General features: G+C 64.9%; 17 protein-coding genes. 5 read left to right on the top strand and 12 right to left on the bottom strand.

Annotation, left to right across the window (positions count from 1 at the left end; genetic code table 11):
• Nucleotides 1–16 precede the first annotated feature (16 nt).
• Nucleotides 17–493, bottom strand: a complete 477-nt coding sequence (locus B7X65_RS10880) for a peptidylprolyl isomerase (protein ID WP_293594317.1) — start codon at nucleotides 491–493, stop codon at nucleotides 17–19.
• A gap of 61 nt (nucleotides 494–554) precedes the next feature.
• A complete protein-coding gene (locus B7X65_RS10875; RefSeq protein ID WP_293594316.1) occupies nucleotides 555–1,457 on the bottom strand; it encodes a LysR family transcriptional regulator ArgP in 903 nt (300 codons plus the stop codon).
• Between the two features lie 347 nt (nucleotides 1,458–1,804).
• Between B7X65_RS10875 and B7X65_RS10870 the strand changes: the two genes are divergently transcribed.
• The 3 genes from B7X65_RS10870 (at nucleotide 1,805) to queC (ending at nucleotide 6,061) form a co-directional block, all read left to right on the top strand.
• Nucleotides 1,805–3,094, top strand: a complete 1,290-nt coding sequence (locus B7X65_RS10870; protein WP_293594315.1) for a D-amino acid dehydrogenase — start codon at nucleotides 1,805–1,807, stop codon at nucleotides 3,092–3,094.
• An 87-nt stretch (nucleotides 3,095–3,181) separates the two neighbouring features.
• Nucleotides 3,182–5,305 (top strand): TonB-dependent receptor, encoded by a 2,124-nt coding sequence (locus B7X65_RS10865; RefSeq protein WP_293594314.1) that lies wholly within the window; start codon nucleotides 3,182–3,184, stop codon nucleotides 5,303–5,305.
• 48 nt (nucleotides 5,306–5,353) lie between these two features.
• Nucleotides 5,354–6,061: a 7-cyano-7-deazaguanine synthase QueC gene (gene queC / locus B7X65_RS10860; RefSeq protein WP_293594313.1), complete on the top strand. Its 708-nt coding sequence runs from the start codon at nucleotides 5,354–5,356 to the stop codon at nucleotides 6,059–6,061.
• On the opposite strand, the gene B7X65_RS10855 is transcribed toward queC, so the two are convergent.
• Together B7X65_RS10855 and B7X65_RS10850 are read right to left on the bottom strand one after the other, a co-directional pair.
• Complete coding sequence (locus B7X65_RS10855) at nucleotides 6,034–6,360, bottom strand: antibiotic biosynthesis monooxygenase (RefSeq protein ID WP_293594312.1); 327 nt, start codon at nucleotides 6,358–6,360, stop codon at nucleotides 6,034–6,036. The genes queC and B7X65_RS10855 overlap by 28 nt on opposite strands.
• Complete coding sequence (locus tag B7X65_RS10850; RefSeq protein ID WP_293594311.1) at nucleotides 6,357–8,186, bottom strand: ABC transporter ATP-binding protein/permease; 1,830 nt, start codon at nucleotides 8,184–8,186, stop codon at nucleotides 6,357–6,359. The genes B7X65_RS10855 and B7X65_RS10850 overlap by 4 nt, the downstream gene beginning before the upstream one ends.
• Nucleotides 8,187–8,281: 95 nt before the next feature.
• Here B7X65_RS10850 and B7X65_RS10845 point away from each other — a divergent pair, with 95 nt between their 5' ends.
• Complete coding sequence (locus tag B7X65_RS10845) at nucleotides 8,282–9,094, top strand: crotonase/enoyl-CoA hydratase family protein (RefSeq protein WP_293594310.1); 813 nt, start codon at nucleotides 8,282–8,284, stop codon at nucleotides 9,092–9,094.
• Between the two features lie 119 nt (nucleotides 9,095–9,213).
• On the opposite strand, the gene B7X65_RS10840 is transcribed toward B7X65_RS10845, so the two are convergent.
• The 6 genes from B7X65_RS10840 to ilvA all read right to left on the bottom strand — a co-directional run bounded on the left by B7X65_RS10840 (nucleotide 9,214) and on the right by ilvA (nucleotide 14,592).
• Complete coding sequence (locus tag B7X65_RS10840) at nucleotides 9,214–10,182, bottom strand: 5'-nucleotidase (protein WP_293594309.1); 969 nt, start codon at nucleotides 10,180–10,182, stop codon at nucleotides 9,214–9,216.
• 12 nt (nucleotides 10,183–10,194) lie between these two features.
• Nucleotides 10,195–10,761, bottom strand: coding sequence for a histidine phosphatase family protein (locus B7X65_RS10835; protein ID WP_293594308.1), 567 nt, complete (start codon nucleotides 10,759–10,761; stop codon nucleotides 10,195–10,197).
• Between the two features lie 103 nt (nucleotides 10,762–10,864).
• The gene (locus B7X65_RS10830) at nucleotides 10,865–11,710 is read right to left on the bottom strand and encodes an adenosylcobinamide-GDP ribazoletransferase (RefSeq protein WP_293594307.1); all 846 of its coding nucleotides are present in this window, start codon (nucleotides 11,708–11,710) and stop codon (nucleotides 10,865–10,867) included.
• Nucleotides 11,711–11,712: 2 nt separating this feature from the next.
• Complete coding sequence (cobT, locus tag B7X65_RS10825) at nucleotides 11,713–12,762, bottom strand: nicotinate-nucleotide--dimethylbenzimidazole phosphoribosyltransferase (protein ID WP_293594306.1); 1,050 nt, start codon at nucleotides 12,760–12,762, stop codon at nucleotides 11,713–11,715.
• A complete protein-coding gene (locus B7X65_RS10820; RefSeq protein ID WP_293594305.1) occupies nucleotides 12,725–12,967 on the bottom strand; it encodes a cysteine-rich CWC family protein in 243 nt (80 codons plus the stop codon). The genes cobT and B7X65_RS10820 overlap by 38 nt, the downstream gene beginning before the upstream one ends.
• Nucleotides 12,968–12,978: 11 nt before the next feature.
• Complete coding sequence (gene ilvA, locus B7X65_RS10815; RefSeq protein ID WP_293594304.1) at nucleotides 12,979–14,592, bottom strand: threonine ammonia-lyase, biosynthetic; 1,614 nt, start codon at nucleotides 14,590–14,592, stop codon at nucleotides 12,979–12,981.
• Nucleotides 14,593–14,832: 240 nt separating this feature from the next.
• Between ilvA and B7X65_RS10810 the strand changes: the two genes are divergently transcribed.
• Entirely contained in the window at nucleotides 14,833–15,303 is a 471-nt protein-coding gene (locus B7X65_RS10810) for an OsmC family protein (protein WP_293594303.1), read from the top strand.
• Nucleotides 15,304–15,454: 151 nt separating this feature from the next.
• Here the strand turns inward: B7X65_RS10810 and coq7 are convergent, their stop codons facing one another.
• Together coq7 and B7X65_RS23895 are read right to left on the bottom strand one after the other, a co-directional pair.
• Nucleotides 15,455–16,084: a 2-polyprenyl-3-methyl-6-methoxy-1,4-benzoquinone monooxygenase gene (coq7, locus tag B7X65_RS10805; RefSeq protein ID WP_293594462.1), complete on the bottom strand. Its 630-nt coding sequence runs from the start codon at nucleotides 16,082–16,084 to the stop codon at nucleotides 15,455–15,457.
• Complete coding sequence (locus tag B7X65_RS23895) at nucleotides 16,081–16,365, bottom strand: type II toxin-antitoxin system prevent-host-death family antitoxin (RefSeq protein WP_363104028.1); 285 nt, start codon at nucleotides 16,363–16,365, stop codon at nucleotides 16,081–16,083. Before B7X65_RS23895 ends, coq7 begins: the two co-directional genes overlap by 4 nt.
• Nucleotides 16,366–16,589 lie beyond the last annotated feature (224 nt).

Here is a 16,589-nt window from a genome sequence, read left to right as displayed (position 1 = left end):
TGCCTGGCCGTTTCGTTCAGTGATGGTGCCCGTGCTCGCCGTGCACATGGCGGTGGGCAATTTCTTCTTCAGTGGCCTTGCGCACGTCGGTCACCGTCAGGCTGAAACGCAGGGCCTTGCCGGCCAGCGGGTGGTTGCCGTCCATCAGGACCGTGTCGCCCTTGATTTTTGTCACGGTGAAGGCATGCACCTTGCCGTCGTTGTCGCGGCCTTCGAGCTGGCCGCCGACTTTCACGCCGGGCGGGAACTGGCTTTTGGGAATGGTGCGCAGCAGCGCCTCATCACGCAGGCCAAAGGCGTCTTCGGGCTGCAGTTCCAGCGTGGTTTGGTAGCCGCGCGTTTTTCCTTCCAGCGCTTCCTCGATCCTGGGCAAGGTGTTGCCATAACCTCCGTGCAGGTAAACCATGGGCTCCTTGCTTTCTTCAATCAGCTTGCCCCCGATTTCGGAGACCTTGAAGCGCAGGGTGACGGCGGTGTCTTTTTCGATGTTCATGGCGGGTCTTGGTGGGATGACAAACCGCCATTTTCGCGCAAAGACGGCCGGGCTCGGCTTCTCAGTGCAGCAGCTTGTCGGCTTCGGACGCCAGCGCGGCGGAAATCGAGTCCAGCACGGCCGACTCCAGGTTCCAGCAGTGCCAGAACAGCTGCACCGGCAGCGTGTGCTGGGGCGCGACATTGACCAGCTCGCCGTCGTCGATCAAGCCGCGTACGAGAAGCTCCGGCAACACGCTGACACCCCATCCTGCCAGGGCGGCACGCAGTTGCCCCTCGGAGCTGGGAACAAACAGCTGGCTCAGCGAAACCCGCTTGAGGCCGACAGCCCGGGCGACAAACTCGCTTTGCATGTCGTCCTTGCGGTTGAAAGCCACATAGGTGAGGGCGCGGAAATTCGAAGCGTCCAGCCCGCCGGGCAGATGGTTTTTTGCATAAGCCGGCTCGGCCACGGCGACATAGTTCATGGCACCGAGCTGGGCCACCTTGCAGCCGCGCAGGGCCTGCTTCAGGGTGGTGACGCAACCCAGCACATGGCCCTGGCGCAGCCAGTCGTGCGTGAAATCCTGGTCGTCGACGATGATCTCGACCGGCAGACCCTGCCTGACCAGGCCGGTCAGGGCGTCGAGCGCCCAGCTGGCAATGCTGTCCGCATTGACCGCAATCGAGATGCGCTCTTCCTCGCGCACGCCGCCCGACAAGCCCGGCGCCAGCTCCTTGAGGTCGCGTTCCAGGTCGGCGCGTATCAGGCGCAGCTGCCGGGTGTGTTTGAGCAGCAGCTTGCCGGCCGAGGTGGCCTTCAGCGGCCGGCTGCGCACGATCAGGATGGCGCCGACCTGGCCCTCCAGCACCCGCAGGCGCTGCGAGATGGCCGATTGCGTGACGTTCAGGCGCTGGGCGGCGCGCTCGAAACCGCCTTCTTCAACAATGGCGGCCAGGCATTCGAGGGCAAGGGGATCGTACATAGGCTTATTAGCCTTCCTAATGATTTGCCAAAGAGTTTAACGAGGCTGTTAATTTGCGGCAAGCTCATCCAGACTTGGGCCTGCTCACACTATTTATGCAAGGTGCGTTGCGAGTCAAAAAAGTCATGCGCGAGGCGCAAAACGCAGCCGGGCTGACGCCCGGCCAGGCTTTGCAACGCTGCGCATGGCCTTTTTGGCCGCAACCCGAAGGGAACATGGTTAAAACAGCACCACTCGTCGTTGTACTCCTAGCCCAGCCGCCCAGGCTGAGCGTCGTCGCGCGCCTAGATTGGCGCTGTTTTAACCACGTTCGCACTTGTATAAATAGTGTGAACAGGCCCTAGCCCATGAAAATCATTGTTTTGGGCGCGGGAATCATCGGTGTCAGCACGGCCTGGCATCTGGCCCAACGCGGGCACGAGGTGACGGTGGTCGAACGCCAGAGCGGCGCTGCCATGGAAACCAGTTTTGCCAATGCGGCGCAGATCTCCGTCAGCTACTGCGAGCCCTGGGCCAACCCGGAGGCGCCGGCCAAGCTGCTGAAATGGATGTTTCGCAAGGACGCACCGCTGTTGTTCCGGCCCCGGCTGGACTGGCGCCAGTGGCGCTGGGGCCTGCAGTTTTTAAGCCAGTGCACCGACGCGGCCTTTCGCCGCAACGTCGAGCAGATCGTGGCGCTGGGCGTCTACAGCCACGTGGCCCTCAAGGACATTGTGCAGGGCACCGGCATAAGCTACAACCGGCTGGAGCGCGGCATCGCGCATTACTACACCGACCAGAAGTCATTTGACGCGGCAGCGCAGGCCGCCGCGCTGATGCGGGGTTTCGGCGTGGACCGCCGGGTGGTCAACCGCAGCGAGCTGTTCGAGATCGAACCGGCCTACCGCTCGTTTGCCGATCCCATCGTGGGCGGCACCTACACCGCCAGCGACGAAAGCGGGGACGCGCGGGTGTTCACCCAGGAGCTGGCGCAACGCTGCGAAGCGTCCGGCGTGCGGTTTGTCTATGAACACGACATTGTGCAGCTGGAGAAAACCGCTGGCGAGATCAGCGCGGTCCAGCTCAGGAAACGCAGCACCGGGGAGTTGCTGGCCTGGCAGGCCGATGCCTTCGTCGTGGCCTGCGGTTCCTGGTCGGCACCCTTGCTGCGCACGGCGGGCGTGGATCTGTCCATCTATCCCGGCAAGGGCTACAGCGCCACCTTCAAGCTGCTCAAGCCCGAACTCGCGCCCTGGGTCAGCACCATCGACGACGAGGTCAAGTGCGCCATCAGCCGTCTTGGCGACACCCTGCGTGTCGCCGGCACCATCGAGGTGGCGGGTTACGACCTGTCGCTGGACACGCCGCTGGCCCGGGCGCGTTGCCAGATGCTGGCTGACCGCATCGAGCAGGTGTTGCCGGGCGTGTGCGACACCCGCAATGAGGCACAGGGCGGCCAGCCCAACTTCTGGACAGGCCTGCGCCCCGCCACCCCGACCAACATTCCCTGCATCGGCAGGACAAAGGTCGGCAAGCTCTGGGTGAACGCCGGCCACGGCACGCTGGGCTGGACCCACGGCGCCGGGTCGGGCAAGGCCATTGCCGAGCTGATCGACGGCCAGCGGCCGGAACTGGGGTTTGGCTTTCTCGGGGTTTGATCCCTACTTAGCAGGGCTATACGGGTGAGGTATGCCGGCCGGGCTCACCGGCAGGCAGAATCAGCGCATCAAACGCACTGTCCTGTTGTGAAACCTGTCCGCTCCCACCTGTCCCCTGTTTTGGCCTGCCTGGCCCTGGCCGGCGCCGTCCCGTCCAACGCGCAGACACTGGCACCCATCAGCGTCACCGCCACCCGCACCGAACTGCCGCCCTTCGACGTGCCGGCCTCGGTGGATGTGGTCGATGGCGAGCGCATCCGCACCGATGGGCGGGCACAGCTCAACCTGTCGGAAAGCCTGGCGCTGGTGCCCGGCCTGCTGGCGCGTGACCGGCAGAACCAGGCGCAGGACCTGCAGCTGTCGGTGCGCGGCTTTGGCGCACGTTCGACCTTTGGCGTGCGCGGCGTGCGCCTGTATGTGGACGGCATTCCCGCGACCATGCCCGACGGCCAGGGCCAGCTCTCGCACATCGATCTGGCCTCGGTCGGACGCCTGGAAGTATTGCGCGGCCCGTTTTCGGCGCTGTACGGTAACTCGTCGGGCGGTGTTTTGCAGGTCTTCACCGAAGAAGGCCAGGGCCGCCCGGTGGTGAGCAGCAGCGCGGCGACGGGGTCCCATGGCCTTCGGCGTTTCGACGTCAAGGCCGGCGGTGCCGCCGGGGTCCTGGGGTACGTTCTGAGCGCCAGCCGCCTGAGCACCGGGGGTTATCGTGCGCACAGCGCCGCCGAACGCGAGGGGGCCAACCTGCGGCTGGACTGGGCGCTGGACAGCGATCGCAAGCTGACCCTGCTGGCCAACACGGTGTCGGTGCAGGCGCAGGACCCGCTGGGCCTGAGCCGCGCGCAGTTCGATGTCGCGCCACACAGTGCCGATGCCTCGGCGACCACCTTCAACACCCGCAAGACCGTGCGCCAGAGCCAGCTCGGCGCGGTCTACGAGCAGCGGGTCGATGCTGACCACCAGCTGCGGCTGATGGTGTACGGCGGCGAGCGCGCCACCACGCAGTTCCAGGCCATCCCCACGGGCGTGCAGGCCAATCCGTTGCACCCCGGCGGCGTGATCGGCCTGGCGCGCGACTACGGCGGGCTGGACCTGCGCTGGACCAGCCGCACCCTGTTGGCGCAGCGCCCGCTGGAGATCGTCGGCGGCCTGGCGTATGACGCGATGAAGGAAACGCGGCGCGGCTGGCAGAACTTCCAGGGAACAACACCAGGCGTGCAGGGCGCCGTGCGGCGCGAGGAAGACAACCGCGTCACCAGCCTGGACCCCTACCTGCAAGCCACCTGGAAGCCCGCTGCGCACTGGACCGTGAATGCCGGGGTGCGCCACAGCCTGGTGCGTTTCAGTTCCGCCGACCGCTACATCGTCGGGACCAATGGCGACGACAGCGGCAGCGTGCGCTATAGCGCCACGCTGCCGGCGGCCGGTATCACGTATGCGCCGTCGGCGCAGTGGCGTGTGTACGTGGCCGCCGGCCGCGGTTTCGAAACGCCGACCTTCAACGAGCTGGCTTACCGGCCGGCCGGCACCGGGCTGAACTTTGCGCTGCGCCCGTCACGCAGCGACAACCTCGAAGCCGGCGCCAAGTGGCGCAGCGCCGCCGGAGCAACGCCACGCATCGAGGCCACGGCGGCTGTCTTTCATACGGCGACGCAGGACGAGATCGTTACGCAGTCCAATGTCGGCGGCCGCAGCACCTTCCGCAACGCCGGTGCCACGCGCCGGCGCGGGCTGGAGCTGGCAGGCAGCATCGTGCCCGCACGCGACTGGCTGGCGCAGCTGTCCTACACCTTGCTGGACGCCAGCTACCGCGACGCCTTTGCCTGCCCGGTCAACGCCAGCCTCTGTCCAGGAGGCGTGGTGGCGGCAGGCAACCGTCTCCCCGGCACCGCTCGCCACGCACTGGCCGGCGAGTTTGGCTGGCGGCCGTCCACCGGCTGGCGTGCCGGTATTGACGCGCGTTACCTCGGCAGCGTGGCCGTCAACGATGTCAACAGCGATGCAGCGGCGTCTTTTGTCACGCTGAGCGCCCATGTCGGCTATGTGGCCGAGATCCAGCGCTGGACCCTGTCGGCTGCGGCCCGCATCGACAACCTGACCGACCGCCGCTACGCGGGCTCCGTCATCGTCAATGAAGGCAATGGCCGCTATTTCGAACCGGCCGCCGGCCGCAATCACGTGTTGAGCGTGTCGGCGAATTACCGGTTTTAGGCGGCGCGGCACAATAGCCGCTCCCGCACAACGCACCGACTTTTCCCCATGCACACCACCGCCCTCGTCCTGTTCTCCGGTGGGCAGGACTCCACCACCTGCCTGGCACAGGCGCTGTCGAAATACGAGCGTGTGGAAACCGTGGGTTTCGACTACGGCCAGCGCCATAGCGTGGAGCTGCAGGCGCGCCTGGTGGTGCTGCGCGAGATCAGGGCGCAGTTTCCGCAGTGGGCGTCCAGGCTTGGCGAGGATCATTTTCTCGACCTTGCCGTGCTGGGGCAGGTCAGCGAGACCTCACTGACACGCGACACGGCTTTCAAGATGGAGAGTTCGGGCCTGCCCAACACCTTTGTGCCGGGGCGCAACCTGCTGTTCCTGACACTGGCGGCGGCGCTGGCCTATCGGCGCGACCTGCAGGTACTGGTCACCGGGGTCTGCGAGACCGATTTTTCAGGCTACCCCGACTGCCGCGACGACACCATGAAAGCCATGCAACTCGCCTTGTCGCTGGGCATGGACAAACGTTTCCTGATCGAGACGCCGCTGATGTGGATCGACAAGGCGGCCACCTGGGCGCTGGCCGAGGCGCTGGGCGGCCAGGCGCTGGTGCAACTCATCATCGAACACACCCACACCTGCTACCTCGGCGACCGGGAGCACCGCCATGCCTGGGGTTATGGCTGCGGCCAGTGCCCGGCCTGCGAGCTGCGCCTGCGGGGTTATGCGGCCTATGCGGCCGCGCTGTCGAAGCCGTAGTCGCGTTCAACGCGGGCGATGCGCGTCTTGTACCGGCGGTACCAGTCACTGCGCCCCGTCTTTTGCGCCACCAAATGCTCGGCGTTGGTCTTCCAGGCCCGTATGGCCTCCAGGCTCTCCCAGTAACTGACGGTGATGCCGACACCTTCCCGCGCCGATTCCACGCCCAGAAAACCCGGCTGCTGCGCGGCCAGTTCGACCATGTGTTCGGCCATGGCGCCGTAGCCTGCGTCCACTTCGGTGCGCAGGGAGGTGAAGATCACGGCGTAGTAGGGGGCTGGCGGTGTGGCGGCGATCATGCGGATGTCTCCTTGAGCTGGTACAGCGCTGTCGCGCCTTCGGGTTGTTTCTCCAGTTCCCAGCGCTTGCCGTGAAACGCGGCGACCGTGGGGCGGTGCGCTATGGAAACAATAGCGCCTCCCGCTTGCCTGGTTTGGGCCAGCAGCCGTTCATACAGTGTTTTTTCGGCGTCCTCGTCGAGCGCGCTGGTGGCTTCGTCGGCAAACAGCCAGGCCGGCTTTTTCAGCAGCACGCGGGCAATCGCCAGGCGCTGCTGCTCCCCGCCAGAGAGTTTCTGGCTCCAGGCGTCTTCATCGTCCAGCCGGTGCATCAACTTCGGCAGCAGCGCGTCTTCCAGCGCCTGCCGCAGTTGTGCGTCGCTGTAGCTCGCGGCCGGCTGCGGGTAGGCCAGCGCGTCGCGCAGGCTGCCGTTCGGGAAGTAGGGGCGCTGAGGAATGAACATGGTGTTGGCCGGCAGACGGGTAGAGCCGCGGCTGAAGGGCCAGATGCCGGCCAGCGCGCGAAACAGCGTCGATTTGCCGCTGCCCGACGGGCCCTTGATCAACACGTTCTCGCCGGCTTCGGCATGCAGCGAAACACCTTCCAGCAACACCGCTCCGGTGGGCAGCGCCAAGGTCAGGTCCTGCGTGTCCAGGCTGGTGGCGGATTCGTCGGTTGCTACTGAATTCATAGCTGTCTGCGCTTGCCGCGCCTGGGCCAGGGCCGTAAAACTCTCTTCAAAACTGGTGAGACGGTCGGTTGTGGCGCGCCAGGCGGCCAGGCTGCTGTAGTTGTCGACAAACCAGCTCAGCGAGTCCTGCACACGGCCGAAGGCCGACGAGATCTGCATCAACTGGCCGAGCTGGATGGCACCGCTGAAAAAGCGCGGGGCGGCCACCACAAAGGGAAACACCACGGCGGCCTGGCCGAAGAAATTGGTGAACCAGATCAGGTTTTTCTGTTTCTTGATCAAGGTCAGGTAGTTGCCCAGCACGGTGGAAAAACGGCCTTCCAGGTGCACGCGCTCGACCGCCTCGCCCTTGTCGAGCGCAATCGATTCGCTGTATTCGCGCACCCGCACCAGGTGGTGGCGGAAGTCGGCCTCGTAACGCTGCTGCAGGAAGTTGAGCCGGATCTGCGGCCGGCCGATGTAGTGCGTGATGATGCTGCCGGCGGCGCAGTACAGCACCGCCATCCAGACCATGAAGCCGGGAATGTTGAAGCTGGTGCCGCCCAGCGTGAAGCCAAACGGCCCCGACAGGCTCCACAGGATGCCGACAAAACTCAGCAGCGTCACCACGGCGTTGAGCAGGCCCATGCTCAGGGAGATGGTGTAGGTGGTGAACAGGTTCAGGTCTTCCTGGATGCGCTGGTCGGGGTTGTCCGGTGCGGCCGTGCCATTGCCGCCATTGCCATTCGCGCCATGACTCGCATAACGGGCCAGCTCCATCCGGTAGAAGGCATGGTCGGCCAGCCAGCGCTGCAGGTAGTGGGCCGTCATCCAGGCGCGCCAGCGTATCTCCAGCAGCTGCGTCAGGTAAAAGCGATAGACCGCGATGATGATGAAGGCAAAGGCCAGGTAGGTGAAGCGCCCGAGCTGCTCCCAGAACACCGGCTGGTTCTTGTCCTGCAGCGCGTCGTAGAACACCCGGTTCCACTCATTGATCAGCACCAGCATGTACACCGCGCCGAGGTTGAGCAGCACGATGGCGACCAGCAGCCCGCGCGCCTTCCATTTGTCCTCGGATTCGAAGTAGGGCCGTGTCAGCGCCCAGGCCTTGCGGCAGAAATCCTTGAAGGCGGCTAACTTGCCGTGCACGGCGGGGACCAGGGGCGTCAGGGGCATGGGAGTCATCCTTGGGTGCGGAAATGGAAGCCAGTGTAGTGCCGCCTGTCGCACGAGTGAATGGCCGTAGCGCGGGAATTCGCTAGGATGCCGGCATGAACACCTCCACGCCCCCTTCCCCCGAAGGCAGCATAGATTGCGCCGTGCGCGGCCCCTTGCTGCTGATCGCCATCAACCGCCCGGCCAAGCGCAACGGCTTCACGCCGAAGATGTTTCGCGAGCTGGGCCAGGCATACACCCGCCTCGATGACGACCCCGCCTTGCGCGTGGGCGTGCTGCATGCGCTGGGCGATCACTTCACCGCCGGGCTGGACCTGCCGACGATTGCGCCGCTGATGCAGCGCGGCGAAAAAGCCGTGCCGCTGGGCCTGGTCGATCCGCTGGACCTGGGCATGGAAGGGTACCGGCGCCGCAGCAAACCCATGGTGGTCGCTGTGCAGGGCATCACCTACACCCTGGGCATCGAGCTGATGCTGGCGGCCGACATTGTGGTGGCCGCAGACGACTGCCGGTTTTCACAGCTCGAGGTCAAGCGCGGCATCATGGCCACCGGCGGCGCCACGCTGCGCATGGCCGAACGTGCCGGCCTGGGCAATGCGCTGCTGCACCTGTTGACCGGCGACGAGTTTGGCAGTGCCGAAGCTCTGCGGCTGAACTTCGTGCAGAAGGTGGTGCCCGCCGGTCAGGTCCTGGACGAGGCATTGCAGATTGCCGAGGCCATTGCCGCCCAAGCGCCGCTGGCGGTGGTGGCCACGCGAAAAAATGCACTCAAGGCGGTGGAACACGGCCCGGTGCTGGCCATGCAGGACTTCATCGCGGTGCAGCAAGGCCTGTCGCGCAGCGAAGACGCGGCTGAAGGTGTGCGTTCGTTTGTGGAAAAGCGGCCGGCGAAGTTTGTGGGGCGTTAGGCTTTATCTGTCATCCCGGGCGTGACCCGGGATCCATGCCGCATGAACTACCGGCCTGTCAGTCTGCAGGCATGGATTGCGGATCAAGTCCGCAATGACAAACCTTTGGCAATGCGGTCTCACGACAGCTGGTTGGACACGCCGCTGACCACATGGCCGGAAGGCACATGCTGCGAGGCTGAATCGACATGGCCGGTCTGGTCGTCGAAGAAAAAGTCGGGCTCGAACTCGCGCAAAAACTCGCCCTTGGCCAGTCCGCCGAGGAACATGGCTTCGTCAACCTCGATGTTCCAGTCCATCAGTGTGCGGATTGCGCGCTCGTGCGCCGGCGCGCTGCGCGCCGTGACCAGCGCCGTGCGTATGCGCATGCGCGAGGTGCCGACCTGCTGCAGGCGGTGCAGCGCTTCGAGCAGCGGCTTGAAAGGCCCGGCCAGCAGCGGCTGCGTGGCCTTGTCGCGTTCATGCGCCTGGAAGGCCGACAGGCCCTGCGCCTGGAACACACGTTCGGCCTCGTCGGAAAAAATCACCGCGTCGCCGTCGAATGCGATGCGCACTTCATGGGGGTGCTGGTCGCTGGCATGGGCCGACTGCGGATAGACCTGCGCGGCCGGCACGCCGGCCGCCAGCGCCTCGCGCACATCGCTGAGGTGGGTCGACAAAAACAGGTTGGCATGCAGGGGTTTGAGGTAGCGCCACGGCGGCTCGCCACGGTTGAAGGTGCCGCGCTGGATGGCCAGGCCGTAATGCTGGGCCGAGCGGAACACACGCATGCCGGAGACCGGGTCGTTGCGCGAGAGGATCACCACTTCGACGCGTTGTGCCAGCTTGGCCGAAGGCGAGGCGTCGTCCAGGCTGTCGGGCGCGTCGTTGAAAGCCAGCAGCTTTTTGACCAGCGAAAAAGCCACGCCGGGTTTGGCCGGCACGTCGAGCCGGTCCAGCTGCAGCTGCATGTAGGCGGCGTCACGCTTGGTGCCGGGCGCGGGCGGCTGGCCCAGGCCGTCCTCGAACACCCGGTTTTCTTCCTCGAAATCAAACAGCGCGCGCGATGAAATCGCGACCACCAGTTGTCCGTCCAGAGTTGCTGCCATGGGTTTACCTGTTTACTGCGGGGGTGGAGTCAACGATAGCTCAAGTGTGCGCCATTGTCCGCAGGCCACGCTCTCAAGCGGCCACTGGTCGGCCCGCGTGACCTCGCGCACGCCGCAGGCCAGCAGCTGCGCGGCGCGGATGATGCCGGCGTGGGTGATCCAGACGGTGTCCGGCCCGGCCGGCAGTTCGTCGAAAACCTGGGCCACGCGCGCCATCACGGCGCGCACGCTTTCGCCGTGGCCGCCGACGGCGTGGCCGGCAAAGTCGGCCATCCAGGCGTCGAAGTCGCTGCGCATGATGTCGCTCCAGCGCCGGCCTTCCCAGGCACCGAAGTTCATCTCCTGCAGCCGGGCGTCGGTTTGAAAGGTCAAATCCGGCCGCAGCCCAATCAGCGCCTGCGCAAGTTGCTCACATCTTTGTAGCGGCGAGGTGCTGATCTGCGCGCCAGCGGGAAGCACGTCGGCCAGGGAGGCAGCGCTTTGCTCCGTCGCCTCCCGGTCCGCCGCCACATCCAGCGCGCCGTAACAGGTGCCCGGCGCCAGCAGGACCTGCGCGTGGCGCACCAGCCAGAGGGTCATGCCGTTACACCGTTCGGGCTGAGCTTGTCGAAGCCTGTCCTGAGCTCGACGCAGGGCCCTTCGACTGGCTCAGGGCGAACGGGAAAAATGCCTGCCAAGCTGACTACAAGGCGATCGCCAGGCCGAGGTAAAAAGCGATCTCGCAGACCTGCTGCGTGGCGCCCAGGCAGTCGCCGGTGAAACCCTGCAGGCGGCGCGAGAACAGGCGGCCCATCCACAGCAGGCCGAGCACGGAGAAGCTGCAGGCCACTATCAAAGTCATAGCTGAAAGCGCATAACTGGCAAGGGCCAGGGCCGAAAATGACCATACAAACGCCACCGCCACGCTGGCCAGCGTGATCTGGTCGGCCAGGGGTTTGGACTTGGAGCCCGCGGCATCGCCGACATGCGGCAGCACGCGGATCAGCAGCAGCGGCAGGGTGCGCGAGACCACATGCGCGGCAAACAGGGCCGCGGCGACCAGCCAGCCGTCCAGGGGCAGGTCGGGAGCTTCTTCCATGCCGGACAGGGCGCTTTCGACCGAGCCGAGCAGCGCCACCAGCGCCACCTTGGCCAGCAGTGCGAGCACCAGCGCCATCGCGCCGAAAGCGCCGACGCGTGAGTCCTTCATGATCTCCAGGGCGCGGTCCCGGTCGTAACTGCCACCCAGCCCGTCCGTCACGTCGGCCAGCCCGTCTTCGTGAAAGCCGCCGGTCAGCAGCACCGTTGCCACCGTGGACAGGACGGCGGCCACCAGCGGTGCGAAGTCGGTGGGTGGCAGCAGCGCCATCAGCAGGCTGTACACGCCGGCCGCCACGGCGCCGACCAGCCAGCCGATGCCGGGGAAATGCGCGGCACTGGCGCGCAGCATGGCCGGGCTGTAGCCGGTCCACGCCGCCAGCGCGCCGGTGACCGGAATGCGGGTGAAAAACTGGACGGCCAGCAGGTAGTGGCGAATGAACTGGAGCATGTCTAACTCTTCCCGCTGACCCCGGCCGAATCAAAACTCGCCATCTCTGCCATGAACAGCGCTGCCGATTGCAGCAGTGGCCAGGCGAGCAGCGCGCCCGTGCCTTCGCCCAGGCGCATGTCCAGGTTGAGCAGCGGCACAGCCTTCAGGTGGGCCAGCAGCAGGTGGTGGCCGCGCTCGGCCGAGCGGTGGCAAAACACCAGGTAGTCCTGCACCTGCGGCACGAGGGCGCGCGCCACCAGCGCGGCGGCACCGGCGATAAAGCCGTCGACCAGCACCACGCGGCGCTCGCTGGCCGCCTGCAGCATGGCGCCGGCCATCATGGCGACTTCGAAACCGCCCAGCGCCGCCAGCACGGCCAGCGGCTCATGCACATCGGCGTGGCGGGCCAGGGCGCGCGTGAGCACCGCCTGTTTGTGGGCCAGCTGCGCATCGTCCAGGCCGGTGCCGCGCCCGACCACGTCGCCGATCGGCAGGCCGGCCAGCCGGGCCAGCAGCAGGGCGGCGGGCGAGGTGTTGGCAATGCCCATCTCGCCAAAGGCCACGACGTTGCCGGACAGGCCCTGCATGACATCCATGCCGGCCTGCAACGCGGCGTGGGCCTGCGCGAGCGACATGGCGGGACCCTCGCACATGTTGTTGGTGCCCGGGGCAATTTTTCGCTGCTGCAGCTGCGGGTGGTCGGCCAGGTCGGCGGCCACGCCGGCGTCCACCACCTGCAGGGCAAAACCGTGCTGGCGCGCAAACACATTGATCGCGGCGCCGCCGGCCAGCATGTTGCCCACCATCTGCAGCGTCACGGCCTGCGGAAAGGCCGATACGCCCTCGCTGGCAATGCCGTGGTCGGCGGCAAACACCACCATTTGCGGCGACTGGAACGTGATGGCCTCGCTGCGCTGGATCAGGCCGAGCTGCAGCGCCAGGGCTTCGAGCTGGCCGAGCGCGCCCAGCGGCTTGGTTTTCTGGTCGATCTTGTGCTGTAGCCGGGCGGCCAGCGCGGCGTTGGCGGTCGGTTCAATCGCGGGCAGGAAAAATGTCTTGTGGTCGGTCATCGGTGATTTTCTGGAGGCAGGCGGGGCAAAAGCAGGAGGCTCCCGCCGTGCCGGTTGTGGATGATGGGGTGGACGGCACCGGCATGATGTGAGGCAGCTTGACGCACCAGCATTCCGTGTCCCCTCCCACCATGCCGCAGCGAAAAGCGGCACCGCAACGGGGGCATGATGAATTGGAGGGAGCGGATGCGCCTGCCGCAGTCATGGCCAGGCCTGTCAGCTTTGCAGAAACAGCCGGTAGACCGGGTTGTCGGTCTCTTCCACATGCGGGTAGCCCAGGGTGTCGAGAAAGGCCTTGAAAGCCTTGTTGTCGGCCTTGGGGACCTGCAGGCCGACCAGGATGCGGCCATAGTCCGCGCCCTGGTTGCGGTAGTGGAACAGGGAGATGTTCCAGCCCGGTTTCATGGCGCCGAGGAACTTCATCAATGCCCCCGGCCGCTCGGGAAATACAAAACGCAGCAGGCGTTCGTTTTTGGACAGCGCGGTGTGCCCGCCCACCATGTGGCGGATGTGTTCCTTGGCAAGGTCGTCATGGGTCAGGTCCAGCGACTTGAATCCGTGTTTGCTGAAGTTGCCGGCGATTTTTGTGCTCTCGCCCTTGCCGTGGGTGGTCAGGCCGACAAACACATGGGCCTGACTGGCGTCGCTGATGCGGTAGTTGAACTCGGTCACGCTGCGCGGGCCGCCCGGCAGCTCGCCAATCAGTTCGCAAAAGCGCCGGAAGCTGCCGCGCTCCTCGGGAATCGTCACCGCGAACAGCGCCTCGCGTTCCTCGCCGACCTCGGCACGCTCGGCGACAAAACGCAGGCGGTCGAAATTCATGTTGGCGCCGCACAGGATGGCCGCGTAGGTCTCGCCTTTGGTCTTGTGGGTAGCCACGTACTGCTTGATAGCGGCCACACTCATGGCGCCCGAGGGCTCAACAATGCTGCGCGTGTCGATGAAGACGTCCTTGATCGCGGCACACACGGCATCGGTGTCCACCGTGATGAATTCATCGACCAGTTCGCGGCTGATGCGGAAGGTTTCCTCGCCCACCAGCTTGACGGCCGTGCCGTCGGCGAACAGGCCGACGTCGGGCAGCGTGACACGTTTGCCGGCGCCGACCGATTGGGCCATCGCGTTGGAATCGTTCATCTGCACGCCGATGATCCTGACCTCGGGACGCACGGCCTTGATGTAGTTGGCGACGCCGGAAATCAGCCCGCCGCCGCCGATGGCCACAAACACCGCGTCGAGCGAGCCTTTGCCGATGGTCTGGATCTGGCGCAGGATTTCCATGGCGATCGTGCCCTGGCCGGCAATCACGTCCGGGTCGTCGAACGGGTGCACAAAGGTCAGGCCGTTTTTTTTCTCCAGCGTGACGGCATGCAGGTGGGCGTCCGAGTAGCTGTCGCCGTGCAGGATCACCTCGCCGCCGAGCGCCCTGACGGCATCGACCTTGACCTGCGGCGTGGTCACCGGCATCACGATCATCGCGCGTGCGCCCAGCTTGTGCGCGCCGAGTGCCACGCCCTGCGCATGGTTGCCGGCCGAGGCGCAGATGACGCCTTTTTTGAGCTGGGCGGGGCTCAGGTGCGCCATCTTGTTGTAGGCGCCGCGCAGCTTGAAGCTGAACACCGGCTGCTGGTCTTCGCGCTTGAGCAGCACGGTGTTGTGCACCCGGCGGCTGAGGTTTTTCGCCGGCTCCAGGGCGGACTCCACCGCCACGTCATACACGCGTGCGGTCAGGATTTTTTTCAGGTAGTCAGCGGGCGTGAGCGCCCCGGCGGAGGAGGGCCGAGGGGTGCCGGGTGAACGGCGGGGAGCGGGTTTGGGGGGGGTGGGCATGTGTTTTCTCGCAACCCGACATCATAGTAGGCAAGAAAAAAGGCCCAGACCTTGCGGTCTGGGCCTGTAAATCCACCCTTTCAGGGATGGAGGAGACAACCATTGCATGAAAAAAACTGTCTTCATGCGATGATTTCAGTATAGCGGAGGCATGTTGCACTGCAACAATGTTTTGTTGTGAAAAATAAACACTCGCAGCTACTTTTGACAACTATTTCTGACTTTTGAGGATGGTATTTCATGGAATGCACAGTGAGCTGGACCGGCCTCCACACCGCCACGGGGACAACAACAACTTCTGGCTCGGCCATGAGTTTTCTGGCAACCACCGGTAGCGGCCACACGCTGGTGATGGATGGCGCGCCCGACGCCGCCAAGCCGGAAAACGGCGGCGCCAACCTGGCGCCGCGCCCGATGGAAACCGTTCTCGCCGGCACCGGCGGCTGCACGGCCTATGACGTGGTGCTGATCCTCAAACGCGGCCGCCACGATGTGCGCGGCTGCACGGTCAGGCTGACATCCGAACGGGCCGAAACCGACCCCAAGGTGTTCACGAAAATCCACATGCATTTTGTCGTGACGGGACGCGGCATCGCGGCCAGCGCGGTGGAACGCGCGATTGCCATGAGCCATGACAAATACTGCTCGGCCACCATCATGCTCGGAAAAACGGCTGACATCACCACCAGTTTTGAATTGATCGAAGCCTGATTTTTAGAGTGAATGGGGTTACAGCCCTTGTGGGGAAAGCGTGATTAGCTATTGAAAATATAGCGACTGCGAGGCATCGCTGCTCATTGAAGCGCTACAAGCCCGTTCGCCCTGAGCTTGTCGAAGGGTTGTCACAGCGCAAAACAGGTTCCTAGACGTAGTGCGCGGTTGTCGTCATGATTTTGGCCGATGCCCGCATCAGCGCCTTGACGGGCGCGGGAAGCATCAACGCTCCGGCACTTTGCGCTTCCTGTGCGTGACGCGCCTCGTCGTCCTTCATCTGCGCCACGATGGCGCGCGAGGCGTGGTCGCCTTCCGGCAGGCGTTCCAGGTGGCTGGCCAGATGTGTTTCGACCTGCCGCTCTGTCTCCACCACAAAACCCAGGCTGACCCGGTCGCCGAGACGGCCCGCCAGCAGGCCCAGCCCGAAAGCCCCGGCGTACCACAGCGGGTTGAGCAAGGAAGGGCGGGCGCCGAGTTCATCGAGCCGCTCACGCGTCCAGGCCAGGTGGTCGCCTTCTTCCTTGCTGGCGTCAAGGAACTGCTGGCGCAAAACGGGATTGCGTGTGCTCAGGGCCTGCGAGGCGTAGAGCGCCTGCGCGCAGACCTCGCCGACATGGTTGACCCGCATCAGTGCGCCGGCCAGCGCCTTGTCCGCGACGCTCAGTTCGGTGTCCTGTGCGGGCACGGTCGGGCATGTCCGGCTGGCACGGGGTTTGGCAAACAGGGTGCGCAGGGCGCTGTCGGCGGAAGTGAGCAGGGCATCCATGATGGTATTTATCGCTTGTCAGTGGGCGGAAGTGCAGATGAAAGTTTATCCAGTCGGACCTCAAGCTGGCGGACACGTTCCCCGAGGGATGCGTCCGGTGCGGCTATTTCGGCCGGCAACCGGTCTTGTATGCCAGACAACCTCCCCTGAGGCGCAGGCGTGGGCGAGGGGGTCAGCCGCGCCACTTCCTGTCCACGCCGGGTGATGCAGAAGGCCTCGCCACGTTCAACCGCGGCAATGAGCCTCGAAAAATTCTGGTTGGCGTCGCGCAGCGAAATCAGCTGGAATGTCATTGGGAATGGTGGGCCGGAAAGTTATCGAACGCGGCTATCTTTTTGTCCAGATGATTTTTGTAAATGTAGTACAAATTGTAGTACATGAGTATCGACGCCAGCCAGCTTTTGAAAGACGAATAAATGCCGCGCAAGCGGTTTTTGCGTTTGTTGCAGGGGTGCAACGAAATTGAATTTATCGCGCCAATTCCTTTGCGAAAGCTCTCAGCCTCTGGTGCAATACA

It is taken from the genome of Polaromonas sp. 39-63-25 (assembly GCF_002278925.1).
GTDB lineage: Bacteria > Pseudomonadota > Gammaproteobacteria > Burkholderiales > Burkholderiaceae_C > Polaromonas.
Note: the sequence above shows the minus strand (reverse complement) of the source record. Positions and strands in the feature narration are given on the sequence as shown.

Coding starts and splice junctions, on each gene's coding strand:
- B7X65_RS10880 (WP_293594317.1), bottom strand. CDS start 493: ATGAACATCGAAAAAGACACCGCCGTCACCCTGCGCTTCAAGGTCTCC.
- cobT (WP_293594306.1), bottom strand. CDS start 12,762: ATGACCGACCACAAGACATTTTTCCTGCCCGCGATTGAACCGACCGCC.
- B7X65_RS10855 (WP_293594312.1), bottom strand. CDS start 6,360: ATGATCGCCGCCACACCGCCAGCCCCCTACTACGCCGTGATCTTCACC.
- ilvA (WP_293594304.1), bottom strand. CDS start 14,592: ATGCCCACCCCCCCCAAACCCGCTCCCCGCCGTTCACCCGGCACCCCT.
- B7X65_RS10870 (WP_293594315.1), top strand. CDS start 1,805: ATGAAAATCATTGTTTTGGGCGCGGGAATCATCGGTGTCAGCACGGCC.
- B7X65_RS23895 (WP_363104028.1), bottom strand. CDS start 16,365: ATGACATTCCAGCTGATTTCGCTGCGCGACGCCAACCAGAATTTTTCG.
- B7X65_RS10830 (WP_293594307.1), bottom strand. CDS start 11,710: ATGCTCCAGTTCATTCGCCACTACCTGCTGGCCGTCCAGTTTTTCACC.
- B7X65_RS10845 (WP_293594310.1), top strand. CDS start 8,282: ATGAACACCTCCACGCCCCCTTCCCCCGAAGGCAGCATAGATTGCGCC.
- queC (WP_293594313.1), top strand. CDS start 5,354: ATGCACACCACCGCCCTCGTCCTGTTCTCCGGTGGGCAGGACTCCACC.
- B7X65_RS10875 (WP_293594316.1), bottom strand. CDS start 1,457: ATGTACGATCCCCTTGCCCTCGAATGCCTGGCCGCCATTGTTGAAGAA.
- B7X65_RS10820 (WP_293594305.1), bottom strand. CDS start 12,967: ATGACTGCGGCAGGCGCATCCGCTCCCTCCAATTCATCATGCCCCCGT.
- B7X65_RS10840 (WP_293594309.1), bottom strand. CDS start 10,182: ATGGCAGCAACTCTGGACGGACAACTGGTGGTCGCGATTTCATCGCGC.
- B7X65_RS10810 (WP_293594303.1), top strand. CDS start 14,833: ATGGAATGCACAGTGAGCTGGACCGGCCTCCACACCGCCACGGGGACA.
- B7X65_RS10835 (WP_293594308.1), bottom strand. CDS start 10,761: ATGACCCTCTGGCTGGTGCGCCACGCGCAGGTCCTGCTGGCGCCGGGC.
- B7X65_RS10850 (WP_293594311.1), bottom strand. CDS start 8,186: ATGCCCCTGACGCCCCTGGTCCCCGCCGTGCACGGCAAGTTAGCCGCC.